This is a genomic window from Embleya australiensis, from assembly GCF_051903075.1.
Lineage (GTDB): Bacteria > Actinomycetota > Actinomycetes > Streptomycetales > Streptomycetaceae > Embleya.
The window spans coordinates 544,453-559,893 of record NZ_CP182422.1 but is presented as its reverse complement, the minus strand read 5'-3'; the positions used below and the strand labels follow the sequence as shown (position 1 = coordinate 559,893).

Here is a 15,441-nt window from a genome sequence, read left to right as displayed (position 1 = left end):
GGCTGCGGCGGAAACCGGCCGGGTCGGGGCGGATCGAGGCGCCCCGGCCCGGCCGGAGTCGGGCTACGGCAGCACGAACGGCCCCTTGCCCATCTGCTGCCGCACGGTGACCACGGGCGGGTTGACCAGGCCGCGGCGCTGCCAGTTGGCGCCGTCCACGACCAGGGTGTGCCCGGAGACGAAGCGGGCGTAGGGCGAGGCCAGGAACGTCGCGGCCCAGCCCAGTTCGCGCAGCCGGCCGACCCGCATGGCGGGCTGGCACGGGTCCTTGTCGTGTGTGCCGGCGAGGTTGCCCTTGATGTCGGCGGTCATGTCCTCGTGCGGGAACAGGCCCGGGACCAGGCCGTTGACCTGGATCCCGTACGGGCCCCACTCCACCGCGAGCGTCTCGACCATGTTCTTCACGCCCGCCTTGGCCGCCGCGCTGTGCGCGAAGCCGGGGCCGCCGGTCCAGGCGTAGGACGCGCCGATGTTGACGATCGAGCCGGGGGTGCCCGCCGCCAGGTGTCGGCGGGCGAATTCGCGGGCGCAGAAGTAGGTGCCGTTGAGGGTGATGTCCACGACCGTGCGCCAGGCGTTGGGCGACATCTCCTCGGCGGGTACGGGGAAGTTGGCCGCGGCGTTGTTGATCAGCACGTCGAGCGGCCCGAAGGATTCGACCGCCGCGTCGAAGGCGGCGGTGATCTGCTCGGGCTCGCGGATGTCGCAGCTCACGGTGCGGACCTTCGCGCCGGTCTCGGCCAGCGTCTCGCGGGCCGCCGCCAGGTGTTCCTCCTTGCGGCTGGCGACGACGAGGTTCGCGCCGAGGCGGGCGAATTCGAGGGCGATCGCCCGGCCCAGGCCGGTGCCGCCGCCGGTGACGAGGACCGTACGGCCCGCGTAGGTGCCGGCGGGCAGCGCGCTCGCGCCGAGGGCGGGCGGCTCGGGCAGGCCGATGATGCCGTCGGAGGCCCCGCTCGTTCCGGTCGTCCCGGTCGTCTCGGTCATGGGTCAGCTCCCCGTGTAGTGGGCGGGCCGCCGTTCGGCGCGCGCGGCGCGGAACTCGGCGTAGTCGTCCGACTTGTTGACGAAGGTCTGGGCGATCAACTCGTCGGCCATCGAGGCGCGCACCGCGGGTTCGGCGAGCCGGGCGAGCGTCCGGCGGGCGGTCTTGATCGTCACGGCCGGCGCGGCGGCGATGCGCTCGGCCATCTCGCGCACAGTGGCGTCCAGCGCGTCGGCGGGCACCACGCGCGAGACGATGCCGTGCGCGTACGCCTCGGCGGCGTCCATCGGGCGCCCGGTCAGCACCAGGTCGGCCGCCACCCCGTGGCCGCAGATCTGGAACAGGCGGGCCACCCCGCCGGTGTCCGGGATCACCCCGTGGGTGGTCTCCGGGAGCATGAACCGGGCGTCCTCGGTGGCGACCCGGATGTCGCACAGCAGCGCACGCTGGAAGGACGCGCCGATCGACCAGCCCCGGCAGGCGACCAGTACCGGCGCGTCCAGGTCGAACAGCTGCTGGATGCCGCGATGGCCGCGCGTCATCAACTCGTGGTGCGTGTCCTCGACCCGGTGACCGCCGATCGAGGACACGTCGCGGCCGGAGGAGAAGGACTTGCCCTCCCCGCGCCAGATCACCGCCCGGATCTCGGGGCGCTGCCGCAGTTCGCCGAGGATGCGCCAGAGCAGCGCGTCCATCTCGTCGTCGAACGCGTTGTGCCGGTCTGGGTTGTTGTTGGTGATCGTCGCGATCGGACCGTCGTAGTCGAGGAGCAGCTTGTCCGCCATGACACCCTGGGATATCCCAACGGTGCACAGGAATCGAGAGGCGTTGGCCCGGGGGCCGCGCAAGCGGCCAAGATCACAGTCGGCCGCGCGGGCGGCGGCGCCCGGTCAGGGGTTGCGCTGGGTCAGGCCGTAGAAGTTGCCCTCGTTGTCGCGGAAGGTGGCCCACCAACCCCATTCCTGCTGCGCGGGCTTGTCCGGGAAGTCGATGCCCCTCGCGCTCAGCTCGGCGTAGGTGCGTTGCAGGTCGTCGCAGGTGAACAGGACGTTGTTCAGGCTGCCGACCTTCTCCATGTCGAAGCGCTGGCTGAACAGGATCAGCGTGATGCCGTCGCCGGGGGCGCGGACCTCGATCCAGCGCGGGCTGCCGGCCTCGCCCATGGGGGTGTCCAGCACCTCCTCGAAGCCCATCTTCTCGACCCAGAAACGTTTGGCCGCGTCCTGGTCGCTGACGTTGAGCGAGACCTTTCCGACCTGCAATCCGAGCTGCGACATGCGAACTCCTTCGGCTGGGGCCACCGGCCGTCGGCGGCCCGGCTACCGGTGTTCGACCGGCTCGCCGAACAGTGCCTCCTGACCGACCGTCGCAAACAGCTTTCCCGCAGCGTCGAACAACCGACCGTGCACCGTGCCGTGCGTGCCGTGCAGCGTGGTGCCCTCCTGGTCGAACAACCACCACTCGTCGGCGCGGAACGGGCGGTGGAAGCGGATCGTGTGGTCCAGGCTGGCCCGCGGCATCCAGCGTCCGGCCAGGGTGTCCGCGTGCGGCAGCACCAGCGCGTCGAGGAAGGTCAGGTCGGTCGCGTAGGCGACGGCGCACGCGTGCAGCAGCGGGCCGTCCGGGAGTTCGCCGTCGGTGCGACACCACAGCGCGTTGTGCGGCGGGCGGGCCGTGAACGTCTCGTCCGCCCAGGTCGGCGGGTCGACGAAGCGCATGTCGATCGGGTTGTACCGGACCAGGCCCGGCCGGCGCAGCGGACCGCGCAGCGTGTCCAGGAGCCGTTCCAGGGTGGGCAGTGTGTGCGGGTCGGGCGCGGCGGGCGCGCTCGGGGAGTGGTCGAACGGGCTCTCGGGGCGGGTCACCCGGAAGGACGCGACCAGGTGTACGACGATCCTGTCGCCCTGGAGCACGTCGACCCGACGGTGGCTCAGCGTGCGTCCCTGGAGGGTCCGGGTGACCCGGTAGGTCAGCGGCAGCGTCGCGTCGGCCGGCCGCAGGAACGAGGCGTGCAGCGAGTGCGGCACCCGGTCCGCGTCGACGGTGGCCCCGGCGGCGGCCAGGGCCTGGGCGGCGAGCCAACCGCCGAACACTCGGAACGCGTCCGGATCGGGACTTTTACCTTCGAAATAGTCGAACTTGAGTCCGCTGGGCTCAAGTTTTTCGGAATTGAGTGCGGAAGGCTCAACTTCGGTGGCCTCCGGTCCACTACGCTCGGCCCTCTCGGGCCTGAGTCTGGTGGGCTCAACTTCTGCGACGAATCGGCTGACGGCGCTGCTCATGGCTGCAAGTAGAGCAATGACGGCCGCGACACCGACGACGAGGGGCGTGGTGAAGCGTGGCGTGGAGTGGGATGAACGTGCTCCGGGACCGCAACGCGGGCCTGTATCTGAGCGGGGTGGTGATCTCCGGTTTCGGCAGCAGCGCGATGACCCTGGTCGCCGGGGTCTGGGCCAAGACGCTCACCGGATCGGACAGCATCGCCGCACTGATGGCACTCGGCGTGTTCGCGCCGAGCCTGATCGGCCCGGTGCTCGGCGCGTTCGCGGACCGATGGCCGGCCAAACGGCTGCTCGTGGTGGTCAACACGATGCTCGCGGTACTGCTCACCGCCACCCTCGCCGTGCGGTCCGAGGCGCAGGTGTGGATCCTGTTCGCGGTGATGCTCGGCTACGGCTTCGGCTTCGTGCTGATCGACGCGGGGGAGTCGACCGCGCTCTCCGCGGCGGTCGCGCCCGGCATCCTGGGCGATCTGAACGGGCTGCGGCTCAGCGCCTCCGAGGGCATGAAACTGATCGCCCCGCTCGCGGGCGCGGGTCTGTTCGCGTGGTCGGGCGGACACACCGTCGCGTTGCTCGACGCGGGCACGTTCGTGCTCGCGGCGGGGGTGTTCATGCTGATGCGCTTCGAACAGCCCGCGCGGGAGCGGCCGGCGACCGGATGGGTCGCGGAGACCTCGGAAGGGGTGCGCCACCTGTGGGCGCACCGGCCGCTGCGCCGGCTGGTGGTCGCCGGCGGGCTGGCGATGGTGGTGTCGGGGATCAGCGGCGGGGCGGTCTACGCCGTGGTCGACGAGGGGCTGGGCCGGTCGCCGGAGTTCGCCGGGGTGCTGTACATGGCCCAGGGCGCGGGTTCGGTGGCGGCCGGGCTGGCCGCCGGCGCGCTGATCCGGCGGCTGGGCGCGAAGGGGTTCGCGGTGCTCGGCCTGGTGTTGTTCGCGATCGCGGTGGGGCTGCGGGCGCTGCCGTGGTTGCCCGCGGTGGCGGCCGGCAGTGTCCTGAACGGGTTCGGGTTGCCGGCGGTGCACGTGGCGGCGATGACCGTGTTGCAGCGGGAGACGCCGACGCATCTGGTGGGCCGGGTCGCGGCGACGGCCGGGACGATCATGTTCGCGCCCACCGCGTTCGCCGTGCTCGGCGTGGCGGGTCTGTTGGTCGTGGTGGACTATCGGCTCATCCTGCTCGGGGCCGCGGTGCTCGGTGTGGCGGTCGCGCTGTACTGCGCGGCGGGGCGTGGGGAGACGGGACCGCCGGCGGAGGCGACGTCGGCGACCGCCCCGGAGGATTCGCGGCATATGTGACGGACGCATGTCCTAGGTGTCGGGCATTTGGCCACCTACGATGATCCGCATGTATGAAGCGGCGGAAATCCCGGCGGAGCTGATTGCCCTTCAGCGGGACCGCGACCACGCGGCCGAGGCGGTCATCACCTTCGCGCGCGAGAACCCGGGGCGACTGGACGCCGAACTGACCCGGCAGTGGTCGGCGGCGGTGCGCGCGGAGCGCAACGCCATACACGCGCTGCACGCGCACCCGATGATGGTGCTGGGGCCGAACCGGTTCAAGGTCATGCGCGCGCTGCGGGCCGCGGCCCGGCTGTCCTGACGACGGTCCGGGCCGGACAGGGGCAAGAGGGTGCCGGACCGGACCGTCGAACCTCGAAGGCTACGCGCCCGGTCCGACATCCAGGCTCCGCTCGAACCGCATCCGGTCCCGACCGGGCCCGTCCAGGTCCGCGACCGGTCCGTGCACGGTGAAGCCCATCGTCGTGTGGAAGCGGATCGAACCGGTGTTGCCCGGACCGGTGATCGCCCGCACCCGGACCCGCCCGGCCGCCCGCGCGAGCGCGAAGAAGCGCTCGTACAGCTCGGCCGCCAGGCCCGATCGGCGCAGGTCCGGGCGGACGGCGACGAAGTGGATGTACGCCTCGTCGACACGCGAGGGCGAGAGCAGGCCGATCAGGAAACCGCCGAGCTTGTCGACGTCCTCGGCGACCAGGCTCGTGGTGTGGAAGTGGTCCAGGAACAGGCGGGGCAGGGCGGGGGTCATCGGCCGGCCCCACCAGTCGTCGACGACCGCGACGATGGCGTCGTAGTCGTCGGCGCGGGCGGCGCGGATCGTCGGTGCGGTCATGCGGTGGCGCTCCCTGGGCAAAAGGTCCGGCGATAGTTCTGCGGCGTGGTGCCTCGGCGGCGCAGGAAATGGTGGCGCAGCGTCGCCGCGCTGCCGAAACCGGAGCGCTCCGCGACCGCGTCGATCGACAACGCGGTCTCCTCCAGCAACTCCTGGGCGAGCAGCACCCGTTGTGCGATGAGCCAGTCGTAGGGCGTGGTGCCGGTCTCCTGCTGGAAGCGGCGGGCGAAGGTCCGCGGGGACATCAGCGCGTGCTCGGCCATACGCTCGACGGTCAGGTCCCGGGCCAGGCGCTCGGTCATCCAGGCGAGCGTGGCCTGGAGCGGGCTGCCGGTCGGCCCGGGCAGCGGGCGGGCGATGTATTGGGCCTGGCCGCCCTCGCGGTGCGGCGGTACGACCATGCGGCGCGCGATCGCGTTGGCGACCCGGCTGCCGTCCTCCAGCCGGACCAGGTGCAGGCAGGCGTCGATGCCGGCGGCGGTGCCGGCGCTGGTGATCACCCGGCGGTCCTCGACGTAGAGCACGTCCGGCTCGACCACGGCCCGGGGGAACAGCCGGGCCAGGCGGTCGGTGTACTTCCAGTGCGAGGTGCAGCGGCGGCCGTCGAGCAGGCCCGCCCGGGCGAGGGTGAACGCGCCGGTGCACACGCTCATGATCCACGCGCCCCGGGCCTCGGCCGCCCGCAAGGCGTCCAGGAGCACCGGGTCGGAGGCCACCCGTTCGTCGTGCTCGACGGCGGCCGGGATGGCGATCAGGTCGGCGTCGGCGACCCGGTCGAGGCCGTGTTCGGCGTACAGGTCGTAGCCGGCCTTGGTGCGCACCCGGCCGGGGGTGACCGCGCAGACCGCGAAGTCGTAGACCGGGCAGCCCTCCTCGCTTCGGTCGATGCCGAACACCTCGCACAGCACCCCGAGTTCGAAGGGTGCGACCCCGTCCTGGACGATCACGACCACATTGCGCAGCATGCGACCAGCATGCCGGCGCGATGATCGTGAGGACAGGGTGCGAGTGGCAGGATGTTGCGGTAATCAGGCAGTCCAGCCACTCGATGCATGTGCAAGCAAATGGCATGCTCGGGGTATGACGGTTCTGACGATTTTCCTGGTGATTACGGCGATTCTCGGTGTGCTGTCCGCCCTGGGGCGGTCGGCCGATACGCGCGATGGGGGCAAGTCCCCGTCGTGGCACCACTGATGCGGTCCGGCACGGGGCCGGACATGCGAAACGCGCGCCCGGACGGGGGGACCCGGCCGGGCGCGCGTGGTGTTTCGTGAGCTCGATCAGCTGCGGCGCTTGAGGGCGCGCCAGACGAAGTAGAGGATGATCGCGAGCACGATGATGCCGATGATCGCGAAGATGAACTTCCCGGCCTTCTTGAAGAAGCCCTTCTTCTTTTTCTTGGTCTTCTTGGTCGGGTGCAGCTGCGGAACCGAGGCCCGCTGAGTGGTGGTTCGAGCGGAGGCGTCGGCGAGCGTGTGCACACCGGTCGACACGCCGGTCGAGATCGTCGAGGTCTGCGTCGAGGCGGACGAGACCTGACGCACCTGAGCCCGGTCGGGCGCGGCCTGCGCGGGCGCCGCGGTCAGGACCGCCGCGAATACGGCGAGCAGGATCGGACCGGCAAGACGCCGAAGAAAACGTTGAACCATCTGGACAAGCCCCCATTTCGAACCCCGCGGAACACGCGCCTCGCGGTGTCGCCCCGGCCCCGTGGTGGGCCGACGGCGGGACGAAGCTACCCGACACGCCAGTGTTCACGTGCAGAAAAGGGTCAAGATTTGGTTTGGACGCCCCCCATGCGACACGTGTCAACGCGGCTTCCGCTACGCTCACGCTTCATCAGGTTGTGGTGGCTCGGGCGCCGGTGAGGGGTGCCCGAGCCTCCCAATTCCTCCGCCCGGGGCGACTTGTGCCTCGCTGGCGTTGTGCTCGTGGCGTCGGAGCCCGGGGGTTCCGGTGACGCAGCGGCGGTCGCTCGCCGGAGACCCGGAATCGGGCGGCCCAGTACCGTTCTTCGAGACAGACGAGCAGGCGCCGGCGCATGTCGACGGTGACCCTGTCGTAGACGCCCCGCATGCCGGCCGTGGTGGGTGAGGCCGGCGTTCGGGTGGTCGGTCTACCAGGGGACGGCGTGCAGCACAGTGATGGTCAGCACGCTTGCGGACACCTCGTACTCGAAGACCACCGAGGAAAGGGACGTGGACCGGCGCTCCTTGTTGCCGCGGATCGGCGAGGATCCATGGCCGTAGGGGTCACGGCCGACGGTGCTCTCGATCTGGCGTTTGATTGCGGAGCGGTCGGTGGAGGACAGGCCGGAGAGGCCGCGTTCGGCGAGATCCGTGTACTGCACGTAGTAGCTCACTCGGATGCCTCCGGTGGCCGATAGGGGTTGCCGTCGGCCTCGGTGACGCCGGTGTAGTCGCCGGCGTGGATGCGGGCCATCTGTTCGTCGGATTCCCGGTGTCCGGCCTCGGGCATCGCGAAGTCGAACAGGGCGACCTGGGCGATCTGCCGGAGCGGCGTGGATCCGATGACGCGGTCGAACTCGGCGCGCCGCTCTACGGGGAGGCCGGCACGGATCTCGTCGAGGGTGTCGGGCAGGACGACGGCCTTGCCGCGGATGTGCGCGATGGGCATGTTTCCAGGGTGGCATCGGAGTGGCCGTGATCGGAAGCGAGCGCACTTGGGTGGAGCACGCGCCGGGCGGTGCGCCCTGCGCGGCCGGGCTATCGATCGGCTTGGTCGTCTCCTAGCCTGGCGCCATGATCAGGAGCGTCGTGTTCGACGTTGGCGAGACCCTCACCAGTGATGTCCGCTTCTGGGGGCGCTGGGCAACCTGGCTCGACGTTCCGCCACACACGATGTCCGCCCTGGTCGGTGCGGTGACCGCGCTCGGTATGAACAATGCGGAAGCGCTTCGCCTCATCCGGCCCGGGCTGGACCTCGATGCGGAGCGCGCTGCGAGCGAGGCGGCCGGAGTCGGCGAGGTGCTCGACGAGTCCGACCTGTACCCGGACGTGCGACCCGCGCTCTCCGCTCTGCGCGCCGCCGGTGCGTGGGTGGGCGTGGCCGGTAATCAGACCCGGCGGGCCGGCGAGTTGCTGCGCGGCCTGGTACTGCCGGTGGACGACCTCGTCGTCTCGGAGGAATGGGGGGTGGCCAAGCCCGATCCCGCGTTCTTCGCCCGCGTGATCGAGTGGGCGGCCGGCGAGCCGGACGAGATCCTGTACGTCGGCGATCACCCGGCGAACGACCATGTCCCGGCCCGGGCGGCCGGGTTGCGGACGGCGCTGGTGCGTCGCGGCCCCTGGGGCTACCTGTGGGCGAACGATGCCAACGTGAACCGGGCGGACTGGACCGTCGATTCGCTGTCGGAAATCGTGAATCTGATCGGGCGGTAGTCGGCGTGATTCGACGCCCCGATTGCGCGGGCGCAGATACCGTGCGGGTGTGGCCACCCCTTCGCGCACCACGGGCCTGGGCACCCGGGTCGCGTTTGCCCGCGGCGCCTGCCGAATGACACAGCTCGAACTCGCCAACGCCGCAGGGCTGTCGCTGAGCATGCTCCGCAAGGTCGAGCAGGGCTCGCGGCACCCGTCCGACGACGTACTCTCGGCTCTGGCCGACACCCTCGGCATCGACGTCAACCGCCTGCTCGGAATCGGCGGGATGACGGACAGCCGGGTGCACACGGCGCTGCCCGCGATGCGTGCGGCGATCGATGCCTACGACATACCGGAAGACGGCCCGATCCGACCGTTGCCGGAGCTGCGCCAAGCGGTGGATACGGCGGTCGAGCGGCGCGTGGCGTCGCAGTACGTCCGCCTCGCGCAGACCCTGCCGGACCTGTTGACCGAGCTGGCGCGGGCCGTCCGTGTACTGCCGGAGCCGGGACGGAGCGAAGCGGCCGGTCTGCCGGCCGCCGCGTACCGGGCAGCGGATGCGGTGGCGTACAAGCACGGGCACTTCGACTTGTCCGGCCGCCTGGTCGAGCTGGTTCGGTGGGCATCCGCGCAGGCCGACGACGAGGTGCACACCGCCTAGGCCGCCTATGTGCGCACCGAGCTGTTCTTCGTGTCGGGCAACCTCGGCCTCGGACTGCGCGCACTCCAGCGTGCCATCGACGCGGCGCCGCCGCCGCGAAGCATCCCTCTGCGCGCCGCACGCGTGGCACTGCATATGAGGGCATCCGTCGTCGCGGCACGTATGCGCAGGCCCGACGTGGCGCGCGCGCACATGGACGAGGCCCAAGCGCTGGTGGCGCCGATCCCCGAGGGCATCTACTGCGGCACGGCCGTGGGTCCGTCGTCGTTGCAAGTACACAAGACGTCGGCGGCGATCGAGCTGGGCGACGGCAAGGCGGTGCTGGAGCTGGCGAGCGAGTGGAAGCCGGGCGAGGATCTCCCGGCGGAGCGTCGCTCCCACTTCTATATCGACCTCGCCCAAGCGCAGCTCTGGCGTGGCCGGCGGGAGGATGCCTTCGGGTCGTTGCAGATCGCGCGAAAGATCGCCCCACAGCATGTGCGCGAGCATCCCCAGGTCCGCGATGTCCTGGCCACGTTGGTTCGGTTGCAGCGGTCGTCGACGGACTCGCTGCTCGGCTATGCGGAATGGGCGCACGCGATCTGAGTGCCACGCGGTGACACAGGTTGTGTCACTTAGGGGCTTTCTCGCAGGTCAGCATGGATGGTGTGCAGACCTGCCGGGCCGTTCGGTTCGGCGGGTGTCGTCATCCATTGCTGATCATGCGCTGGGGGCACCATGTCCGAGCCCGAGCCTGTGACCGTTCACGTCGGCCCGTCCGACGACCCGCACCGTCCGATGCGTGTGGCTCTTCCGGACCGCGCGCCGCTGAACCTGACGGCCGACGAACTCGTGGCCCTCCAGAGCGAGATCAGGCGCTACCTGCTGTACCGGGTCGCTGCATCGCGCGGCGGGTTCTCGAACTCCGGCGGCTGACGAGCCGCCCCCTCCCACCGCTGCGGCTCAGGACCGCACGCGGCCTCCGGCCCGCCGCGCTTCCCCCCGGCGTCGGGCCGCTCCCGGGCCGTCCACAGCGGACGGCGGACAACCCGGCTCGGCGGTGCCTCAGTCGCCGCCGAGCCCCGGACTCAGGCCCGGCCGTAGCCAACCCCCGGACGGCTGGGCTGGACACCACACGCGGCACCGCAGACCCCCCACCCACCGCCGGAGCCATCGTGACCGAGACGTTCCGAACCGATCACCCACGTTATTTCCCCACTGGCTGCCTTCGGCGATGCGCGACGGCGGGGCCCTGCGGTGATCGGAGCCGGCGGCGACTACGCGGTGTCAGCCGGAGACCACCGCGCGCAGGCTTTCCTTGAGTGAACCCATCGTGGCCAGCACGGCTGTCGGCTCGTAGCCGCAGTGCGCCATGCAGTTGTCGCAGCGCGGGTCCTTGCCCCGACCGTAGTTCTCCCACTCGGTGTCGGTGAGCAGCTCCTTGTAGCTCTGCACGTAGCCGTCGCCCATGAGGTAGCAAGGCTGCTGCCAACCGAGCAGCGAGTAGGACGGGATCGCCCACGGCGTGCACTCGAAATCGCGCTTGCCCTCGAGGAAGTCGAGGAACAGCGCGGAGTGGTTGAGTCGCCACTTCTTGCGCTTGCCGCCGGAGAAGGCCGCCTTGAACAACGCGCGGGTCTGCTCGACGCCGAGGAAGCGGTTCTGTACCGGCGCCTTCTCGTAGGCGTATCCGGGGGAGATCTGGATCCGGTCGACCTTGAGGTCGTCGTTGAGGAAGTCCAGCACGTCGACGATGGTCTCGGGGGAGTCCGTGTTGAAGAACGTGCTGTTCGTGTAGACCTGGAATCCGGCCGCCTTGGCCATCCGGATCGCGGCCACGGCCTCGTCGAAGACGCCGTCCTTGGCCACCGCCTGGTCGTGCTTCTCGCGCAGGCCGTCGATGTGCACCATCCACGCGAAGTTCTTGTTCGGCTTGAACTTGTGCAGGTGCTTGGGCAGCAGCACCGCGTTGGTGCAGATGATCACGAACTTCTTGCGCTTGAGCAGTTCCTCGACGATCAGGTCGATCTGCTTGTGCATCAGCGGTTCGCCGCCGGCCAGCGAGACCATCGGGGCGCCGCATTCCTCGACCGCCGCCACCGCCTGCTCCACCGACATGCGCTTGCGCAGCACGTCGTGCGGCTGCTGGATCTTGCCGCACCCGCCGCACTTGAGGTTGCACGCGAAGAGCGGCTCGACCTCCACGATCATCGCGAACTTGTCCACGCGCTTGATCTTCTGCTTGACCAGATGCGTACCGATTTTCACAGCCAGGTTCAGCGGCAGGCCCATGACCGTCGCACCTCTCTATCCCCGTACCCGGGGGCGTCGGCGTCCGCTGAAACCGTGCTCGGCGTGGCGTCGTTGCCCGGGGGTGCCCGATGATGACAACATCTTCAACATACAGGCTGTACGTCACGTGGGGGTTGTATGGCGGTCACGCGTCGGGCACAACATGTCGCAGACACCCGTGCGGCCCTGCTGGCCGCCGCCCGCGAATTGTTCGCGACCCGGGGCTACGCACAGACCGGTACCGAGGAGATCGTGGCGCAGGCCCGGGTGACCCGGGGTGCGCTCTATCACCACTTCAAGGACAAGGCCGACCTGTTCCGCGCCGTGATGGAGACCGTCGCGGCCGAGGCGGCGGAGGCGCTCGTAGCCCACGAGATGAGTCATGCCCAGGACCATCCGAGTGAACCTTGGGATCAGTTGCGACACGGATTCCAGTCGTTCCTGGATGTGTGTACGACCGGGGACTTCCAGCGGATCGTGCTGGTGGACGGCCCGGCGGTGCTGGGGCCCGGGTCGTGGGACGCGCTGGTGGACGAGCACGGGCACGGGTTGCTCGCGGCGTGGTTGCGGCAGGCGATGGACAACGGCGAGATCGACGAGTTGCCGGTGCCGCCGCTGGCTCGGTTGTTGGCCTCGTTGATCTCGGAGGCGAGCCTGTACACCGCGCGTGCCGCCGATCCGGCGGTGGCGCGGCGCGAGGTGGGGGAGGTCATCGACCGGGTGTTGGCGGGGTTGCGGAAGAGCTGAGCGGGGGCGGGTTCGTCGCGGCCGGGGCGCGGGGTGCGGGGCGGTCATCGGGACAGGGTGGCGGTCATCACGGCCTTGGCGATCGGGGCGGCGAGGCCGCCGCCGGTGATGTCGGCGCGGTCGGCGGCGCCGTCCTCCACGACGACCGCGACGGCGACGGAGGGTTTCGCGTCGGGACTCGGCTTGGCGTAGGCGATGAACCACGCGTAGGGCACGGCGCGGTTGTGCTCGCCGTGCTGGGCGGTGCCGGTCTTGCCGCCGACGATCGCGCCGTCGATCCGGGCGTTGCCGCCGGTGCCGGTGGTGACCACGTCCTGCATCATCCGCTGGAGTCGGCGGGCCACCGACGCGGGGACGGCGCGGGCCAGGGTCCGTCGCTCGGTGCCGCGTACGGTGCTGCCGTCGTCTCGGGTGAGCCGTTCGACCAGGTACGGGCGCATCACCTCGCCGTCGTTGGCGATGCCGGCGGCGACCATCGCCATCTGGAGCGGGGTGGCGCGGGTGTCGAACTGGCCGATCGAGGACAGCGCGGTCTGCGGTCGATCGGGGCTCTTGGGGAACACGCTGCGGGTGACCGCGACCGGGATCCGCAACTTGGGGTCGTCGAAGCCGAACGCGGTGGCCTGACGGCGCATCACCTCGGCGCCCATGTCCACCCCGAGCTTGGCGAAGACCGTGTTGCAGGACACGGTCAGCGCGTAGCGTAGCGAGGCGTTGCGGCAACCCTCGGCCTCGTTGCCGAGCAGGGTGTGGGTCTCCGGCAGCGGATAGGGGTCGGGGGTGCTGGTCGGCTCGTCGGGATCGGCGACCGTGCCGGAGGCGAGCGCGGCGGCGGCGGTGACCACCTTGAACGTGGAGCCGGGGGGATAGGTCTCGCGTAGCGCGCGGTTGAGCATCGGCCGGTCGGGGTCGCCGTCGAGCGCGGCCCACGCGGCGCGGGCGGCCTTGTTCGCGCCGGCCACCGTGCCCGGGTCGTAGGACGGGGTGCTGACCAGGGCCAGGATCGCGCCGGTGGTGGGGTCGAGGGCGACCACCGCGCCCTTGTTGCCGGTGCTCGCGAGGCCGTTGAACGCGGCCTGTTGGGCGGCGGGCAGGATGGTGGTGGCCACGTTGCCGGCGGCGGCGCGCCTGCGGGTGACGGCGGTGATCACCGGCCAGGCGCCCAGGCGCGGATCGGTGCCCGCGAGGATGTCGTCCTCGACGCCCTCCAGGAGCGAGGTGCCGTAGAGCTGGGAGGCGTAGCCGGTGACCGGGGCGTAGAGCGGGCCGTCGGTGTAGCTGCGTCCGTAGGCCAGGTCGAAGGATTCGGCCGTGTGTGGTGATCCGGTGATCGGCGCGTCGGCCACCAGGATGTCGCCGCGCGGTTGTTGGTAACGGATGATCTGCGGACGGCGGTTGCCCTCCATGTGGTCGTAGGCGTCGGCCTTGTGGGCCTGCACCCAGGTCGCGTTGCCGAGCAGCGCGAGGAGCAGCAGCAGGCAGAATCCGGCGGCGCGTCGGGCGGTGACGATCACGCGCGCACCTCCTCGGGCAGGGGTACGGGTTCCTCGATCGGCGCGAGCGGGCGGCGGCCCCGGTCGCTGATCTTCATCAGCAGGGCGATCAGGGCCCAGTTGGTGACCACGGACGAGCCGCCCTGGGCGAGGAAGGGCATGGTCATGCCGGTCAGCGGGATCAGCGCGGTCACTCCGCCGGCGACCACGAACACCTGGATCGCCAGCACGGCGGCCAGCCCGTAGGCCAGCAGCGAGCCGAACGCGTCCGGCGCGGTCAGCCCGGCCCGGAAGCCGCGGGCGATCAGGAGCGCGTAGAGCACCAACAGCGCGGCGATGCCGGTGAGTCCCAACTCCTCGCCGACGGTGGCCAGGATGAAGTCGCTCTTGGCGGCGAACCCGACCAGGATCGAGTGGCCCAGGCCGAGCCCGGCGCCGAGCAGGCCGCCGGCGGCGAAACAGAACAGCGACTGGGCGAGTTGCCCCGGGCCCAGGCCCGCGTGGATGCTCGCGAACGGGTCCAGCCAGTTCTGTACTCGGCTGTGTACGTGAGGTTCGGCGGAGCCGACCACGAACGCGCCCAGGGCGATCAGGATCAGGCCGACCAGGATCCAGCCGATCCGGGCGGTGGCCACGTAGAGCATCACCACGAACGCGCCGAAGTAGAGGACGGACGTGCCCAGATCGCGCTCCAGGACCAGGATGCCGACCGAGGCCAGCCACACCGCGAGCACCGGTCCCAGGTCGCGGCCACGGGGCAGGTTCACGCCGCAGAACCGGTGCCCGATCATCATCAGCGTCTCGCGGGTGCCGGCGAGGTAGGACGCGAAGAAGACGACCAGGATGATCTTGGCGAACTCGCCGGGCTGCAACGAGAACGAGCCCAATCGGATCCACACCTTCGCGCCGTTGATGGCGGGGAAGAAGACCGGGACGATCATCAGGAACAGCGCGACGGCGGCGGCGAGATAGGCGTATTTGCCCAGGGAGCGGTGATCGCGCACGGCGATCATCACGGCCGCGAAAAGGATCACCCCGATGGCCGACCACACCAGTTGCGAGGACGCGGCCTGCACCTTCGGCGTCTCCAGGTCGAGTCGGTAGATCAATACCAGCCCCAGGCCGTTGAGCAGGGCGGCGATCGGCAGCAGCACCGGGTCGGCGTAGGGCGCGAAGAAGCGGACCAGGATGTGCGCGATCAGGACCAGCAGGCCCAGCCCCAGGCCGTATTTCGCGGTGTCCGGGGGGATCGAGCCGTGCCTGGCCAGGCCGACGTTCGCGTAGGCGAAGACCGGGACCAGGACCGCGAACACGAGCAGCAGAAATTCGGTGTTGCGCCGCGTCGGCGGCAGGGGCTCGCCTGCCGCCGTCTTGCGCTGCCGCCATCTGGACATGCGCTCTGGAGTTCCCACAAGTGACCGTGGGTAACCGGAGTGTCGCGGTGGTGGGAGTATCGCGGTGGTGACAGCGTCGTGAGGGCTACGGCGTT

Annotated in this window: 19 protein-coding genes; 7 read left to right on the top strand and 12 right to left on the bottom strand. The window is 70.4% G+C overall.

All coding sequences use genetic code 11. From position 1 onward, the window contains the following. Positions 1-63 precede the first annotated feature (63 nt). The 4 genes from ACMXN5_RS02340 to ACMXN5_RS02325 all read right to left on the bottom strand — a co-directional run bounded on the left by ACMXN5_RS02340 (position 64) and on the right by ACMXN5_RS02325 (position 3,078). Positions 64-987 carry an SDR family oxidoreductase gene (locus ACMXN5_RS02340; protein ID WP_439673763.1) on the bottom strand — a complete coding sequence of 308 codons (924 nt, stop codon included), beginning with the start codon at positions 985-987 and terminating at the stop codon, positions 64-66. Between the two features lie 3 nt (positions 988-990). Beyond that, positions 991-1,770: an enoyl-CoA hydratase/isomerase family protein gene (locus ACMXN5_RS02335; protein WP_439673762.1), complete on the bottom strand. Its 780-nt coding sequence runs from the start codon at positions 1,768-1,770 to the stop codon at positions 991-993. A 105-nt stretch (positions 1,771-1,875) separates the two neighbouring features. Further along, positions 1,876-2,262, bottom strand: coding sequence for a VOC family protein (locus ACMXN5_RS02330; protein ID WP_380000703.1), 387 nt, complete (start codon positions 2,260-2,262; stop codon positions 1,876-1,878). 42 nt (positions 2,263-2,304) lie between these two features. Continuing rightward, on the bottom strand, positions 2,305-3,078 hold the full coding sequence (locus ACMXN5_RS02325; protein WP_439673761.1) for an acyl-CoA thioesterase: 774 nt from the start codon (positions 3,076-3,078) through the stop codon (positions 2,305-2,307). A gap of 260 nt (positions 3,079-3,338) precedes the next feature. Here ACMXN5_RS02325 and ACMXN5_RS02320 point away from each other — a divergent pair, with 260 nt between their 5' ends. Together ACMXN5_RS02320 and ACMXN5_RS02315 are read left to right on the top strand one after the other, a co-directional pair. After that, positions 3,339-4,565 carry an MFS transporter gene (locus ACMXN5_RS02320; RefSeq protein ID WP_439673760.1) on the top strand — a complete coding sequence of 409 codons (1,227 nt, stop codon included), beginning with the start codon at positions 3,339-3,341 and terminating at the stop codon, positions 4,563-4,565. 49 nt (positions 4,566-4,614) lie between these two features. Continuing rightward, on the top strand, positions 4,615-4,869 hold the full coding sequence (locus ACMXN5_RS02315; RefSeq protein ID WP_439673759.1) for a hypothetical protein: 255 nt from the start codon (positions 4,615-4,617) through the stop codon (positions 4,867-4,869). A 60-nt stretch (positions 4,870-4,929) separates the two neighbouring features. Here the strand turns inward: ACMXN5_RS02315 and ACMXN5_RS02310 are convergent, their stop codons facing one another. From ACMXN5_RS02310 to ACMXN5_RS02290, 5 genes are all read right to left on the bottom strand, one after another. Then, positions 4,930-5,397, bottom strand: a complete 468-nt coding sequence (locus ACMXN5_RS02310; protein ID WP_439673758.1) for a GNAT family N-acetyltransferase — start codon at positions 5,395-5,397, stop codon at positions 4,930-4,932. Beyond that, on the bottom strand, positions 5,394-6,362 hold the full coding sequence (locus tag ACMXN5_RS02305) for a helix-turn-helix domain-containing protein (protein WP_395786913.1): 969 nt from the start codon (positions 6,360-6,362) through the stop codon (positions 5,394-5,396). Before ACMXN5_RS02305 ends, ACMXN5_RS02310 begins: the two co-directional genes overlap by 4 nt. A gap of 315 nt (positions 6,363-6,677) precedes the next feature. Beyond that, on the bottom strand, positions 6,678-7,046 hold the full coding sequence (locus ACMXN5_RS02300) for a hypothetical protein (protein ID WP_439673757.1): 369 nt from the start codon (positions 7,044-7,046) through the stop codon (positions 6,678-6,680). Positions 7,047-7,513: 467 nt separating this feature from the next. Beyond that, positions 7,514-7,759, bottom strand: coding sequence for a hypothetical protein (locus tag ACMXN5_RS02295; RefSeq protein WP_439673756.1), 246 nt, complete (start codon positions 7,757-7,759; stop codon positions 7,514-7,516). Continuing rightward, positions 7,756-8,034 carry a hypothetical protein gene (locus ACMXN5_RS02290; RefSeq protein ID WP_439673755.1) on the bottom strand — a complete coding sequence of 93 codons (279 nt, stop codon included), beginning with the start codon at positions 8,032-8,034 and terminating at the stop codon, positions 7,756-7,758. The genes ACMXN5_RS02295 and ACMXN5_RS02290 overlap by 4 nt, the downstream gene beginning before the upstream one ends. Positions 8,035-8,159: 125 nt before the next feature. Between ACMXN5_RS02290 and ACMXN5_RS02285 the strand changes: the two genes are divergently transcribed. From ACMXN5_RS02285 to ACMXN5_RS02270, 4 genes are all read left to right on the top strand, one after another. Next, positions 8,160-8,798: an HAD family hydrolase gene (locus tag ACMXN5_RS02285; RefSeq protein WP_439673754.1), complete on the top strand. Its 639-nt coding sequence runs from the start codon at positions 8,160-8,162 to the stop codon at positions 8,796-8,798. A gap of 49 nt (positions 8,799-8,847) precedes the next feature. Continuing rightward, positions 8,848-9,441: a helix-turn-helix domain-containing protein gene (locus ACMXN5_RS02280; RefSeq protein WP_439673753.1), complete on the top strand. Its 594-nt coding sequence runs from the start codon at positions 8,848-8,850 to the stop codon at positions 9,439-9,441. Positions 9,442-9,450: 9 nt separating this feature from the next. Next, the gene (locus tag ACMXN5_RS02275; RefSeq protein ID WP_439673752.1) at positions 9,451-10,026 is read left to right on the top strand and encodes a hypothetical protein; all 576 of its coding nucleotides are present in this window, start codon (positions 9,451-9,453) and stop codon (positions 10,024-10,026) included. A 132-nt stretch (positions 10,027-10,158) separates the two neighbouring features. Beyond that, a complete protein-coding gene (locus ACMXN5_RS02270) occupies positions 10,159-10,356 on the top strand; it encodes a hypothetical protein (RefSeq protein WP_439673751.1) in 198 nt (65 codons plus the stop codon). A gap of 351 nt (positions 10,357-10,707) precedes the next feature. Here ACMXN5_RS02270 and hpnH read toward each other — a convergent pair whose 3' ends face one another. Then, a complete protein-coding gene (gene hpnH, locus ACMXN5_RS02265) occupies positions 10,708-11,712 on the bottom strand; it encodes an adenosyl-hopene transferase HpnH (protein WP_380000692.1) in 1,005 nt (334 codons plus the stop codon). Between the two features lie 138 nt (positions 11,713-11,850). Between hpnH and ACMXN5_RS02260 the strand changes: the two genes are divergently transcribed. Then, a complete protein-coding gene (locus ACMXN5_RS02260) occupies positions 11,851-12,459 on the top strand; it encodes a TetR/AcrR family transcriptional regulator (RefSeq protein WP_380000690.1) in 609 nt (202 codons plus the stop codon). A 44-nt stretch (positions 12,460-12,503) separates the two neighbouring features. On the opposite strand, the gene ACMXN5_RS02255 is transcribed toward ACMXN5_RS02260, so the two are convergent. Then, on the bottom strand, positions 12,504-13,973 hold the full coding sequence (locus ACMXN5_RS02255; RefSeq protein ID WP_439673750.1) for a peptidoglycan D,D-transpeptidase FtsI family protein: 1,470 nt from the start codon (positions 13,971-13,973) through the stop codon (positions 12,504-12,506). Then, positions 13,970-15,346, bottom strand: coding sequence for an FtsW/RodA/SpoVE family cell cycle protein (locus ACMXN5_RS02250; RefSeq protein ID WP_439673749.1), 1,377 nt, complete (start codon positions 15,344-15,346; stop codon positions 13,970-13,972). Before ACMXN5_RS02250 ends, ACMXN5_RS02255 begins: the two co-directional genes overlap by 4 nt. Positions 15,347-15,441 lie beyond the last annotated feature (95 nt).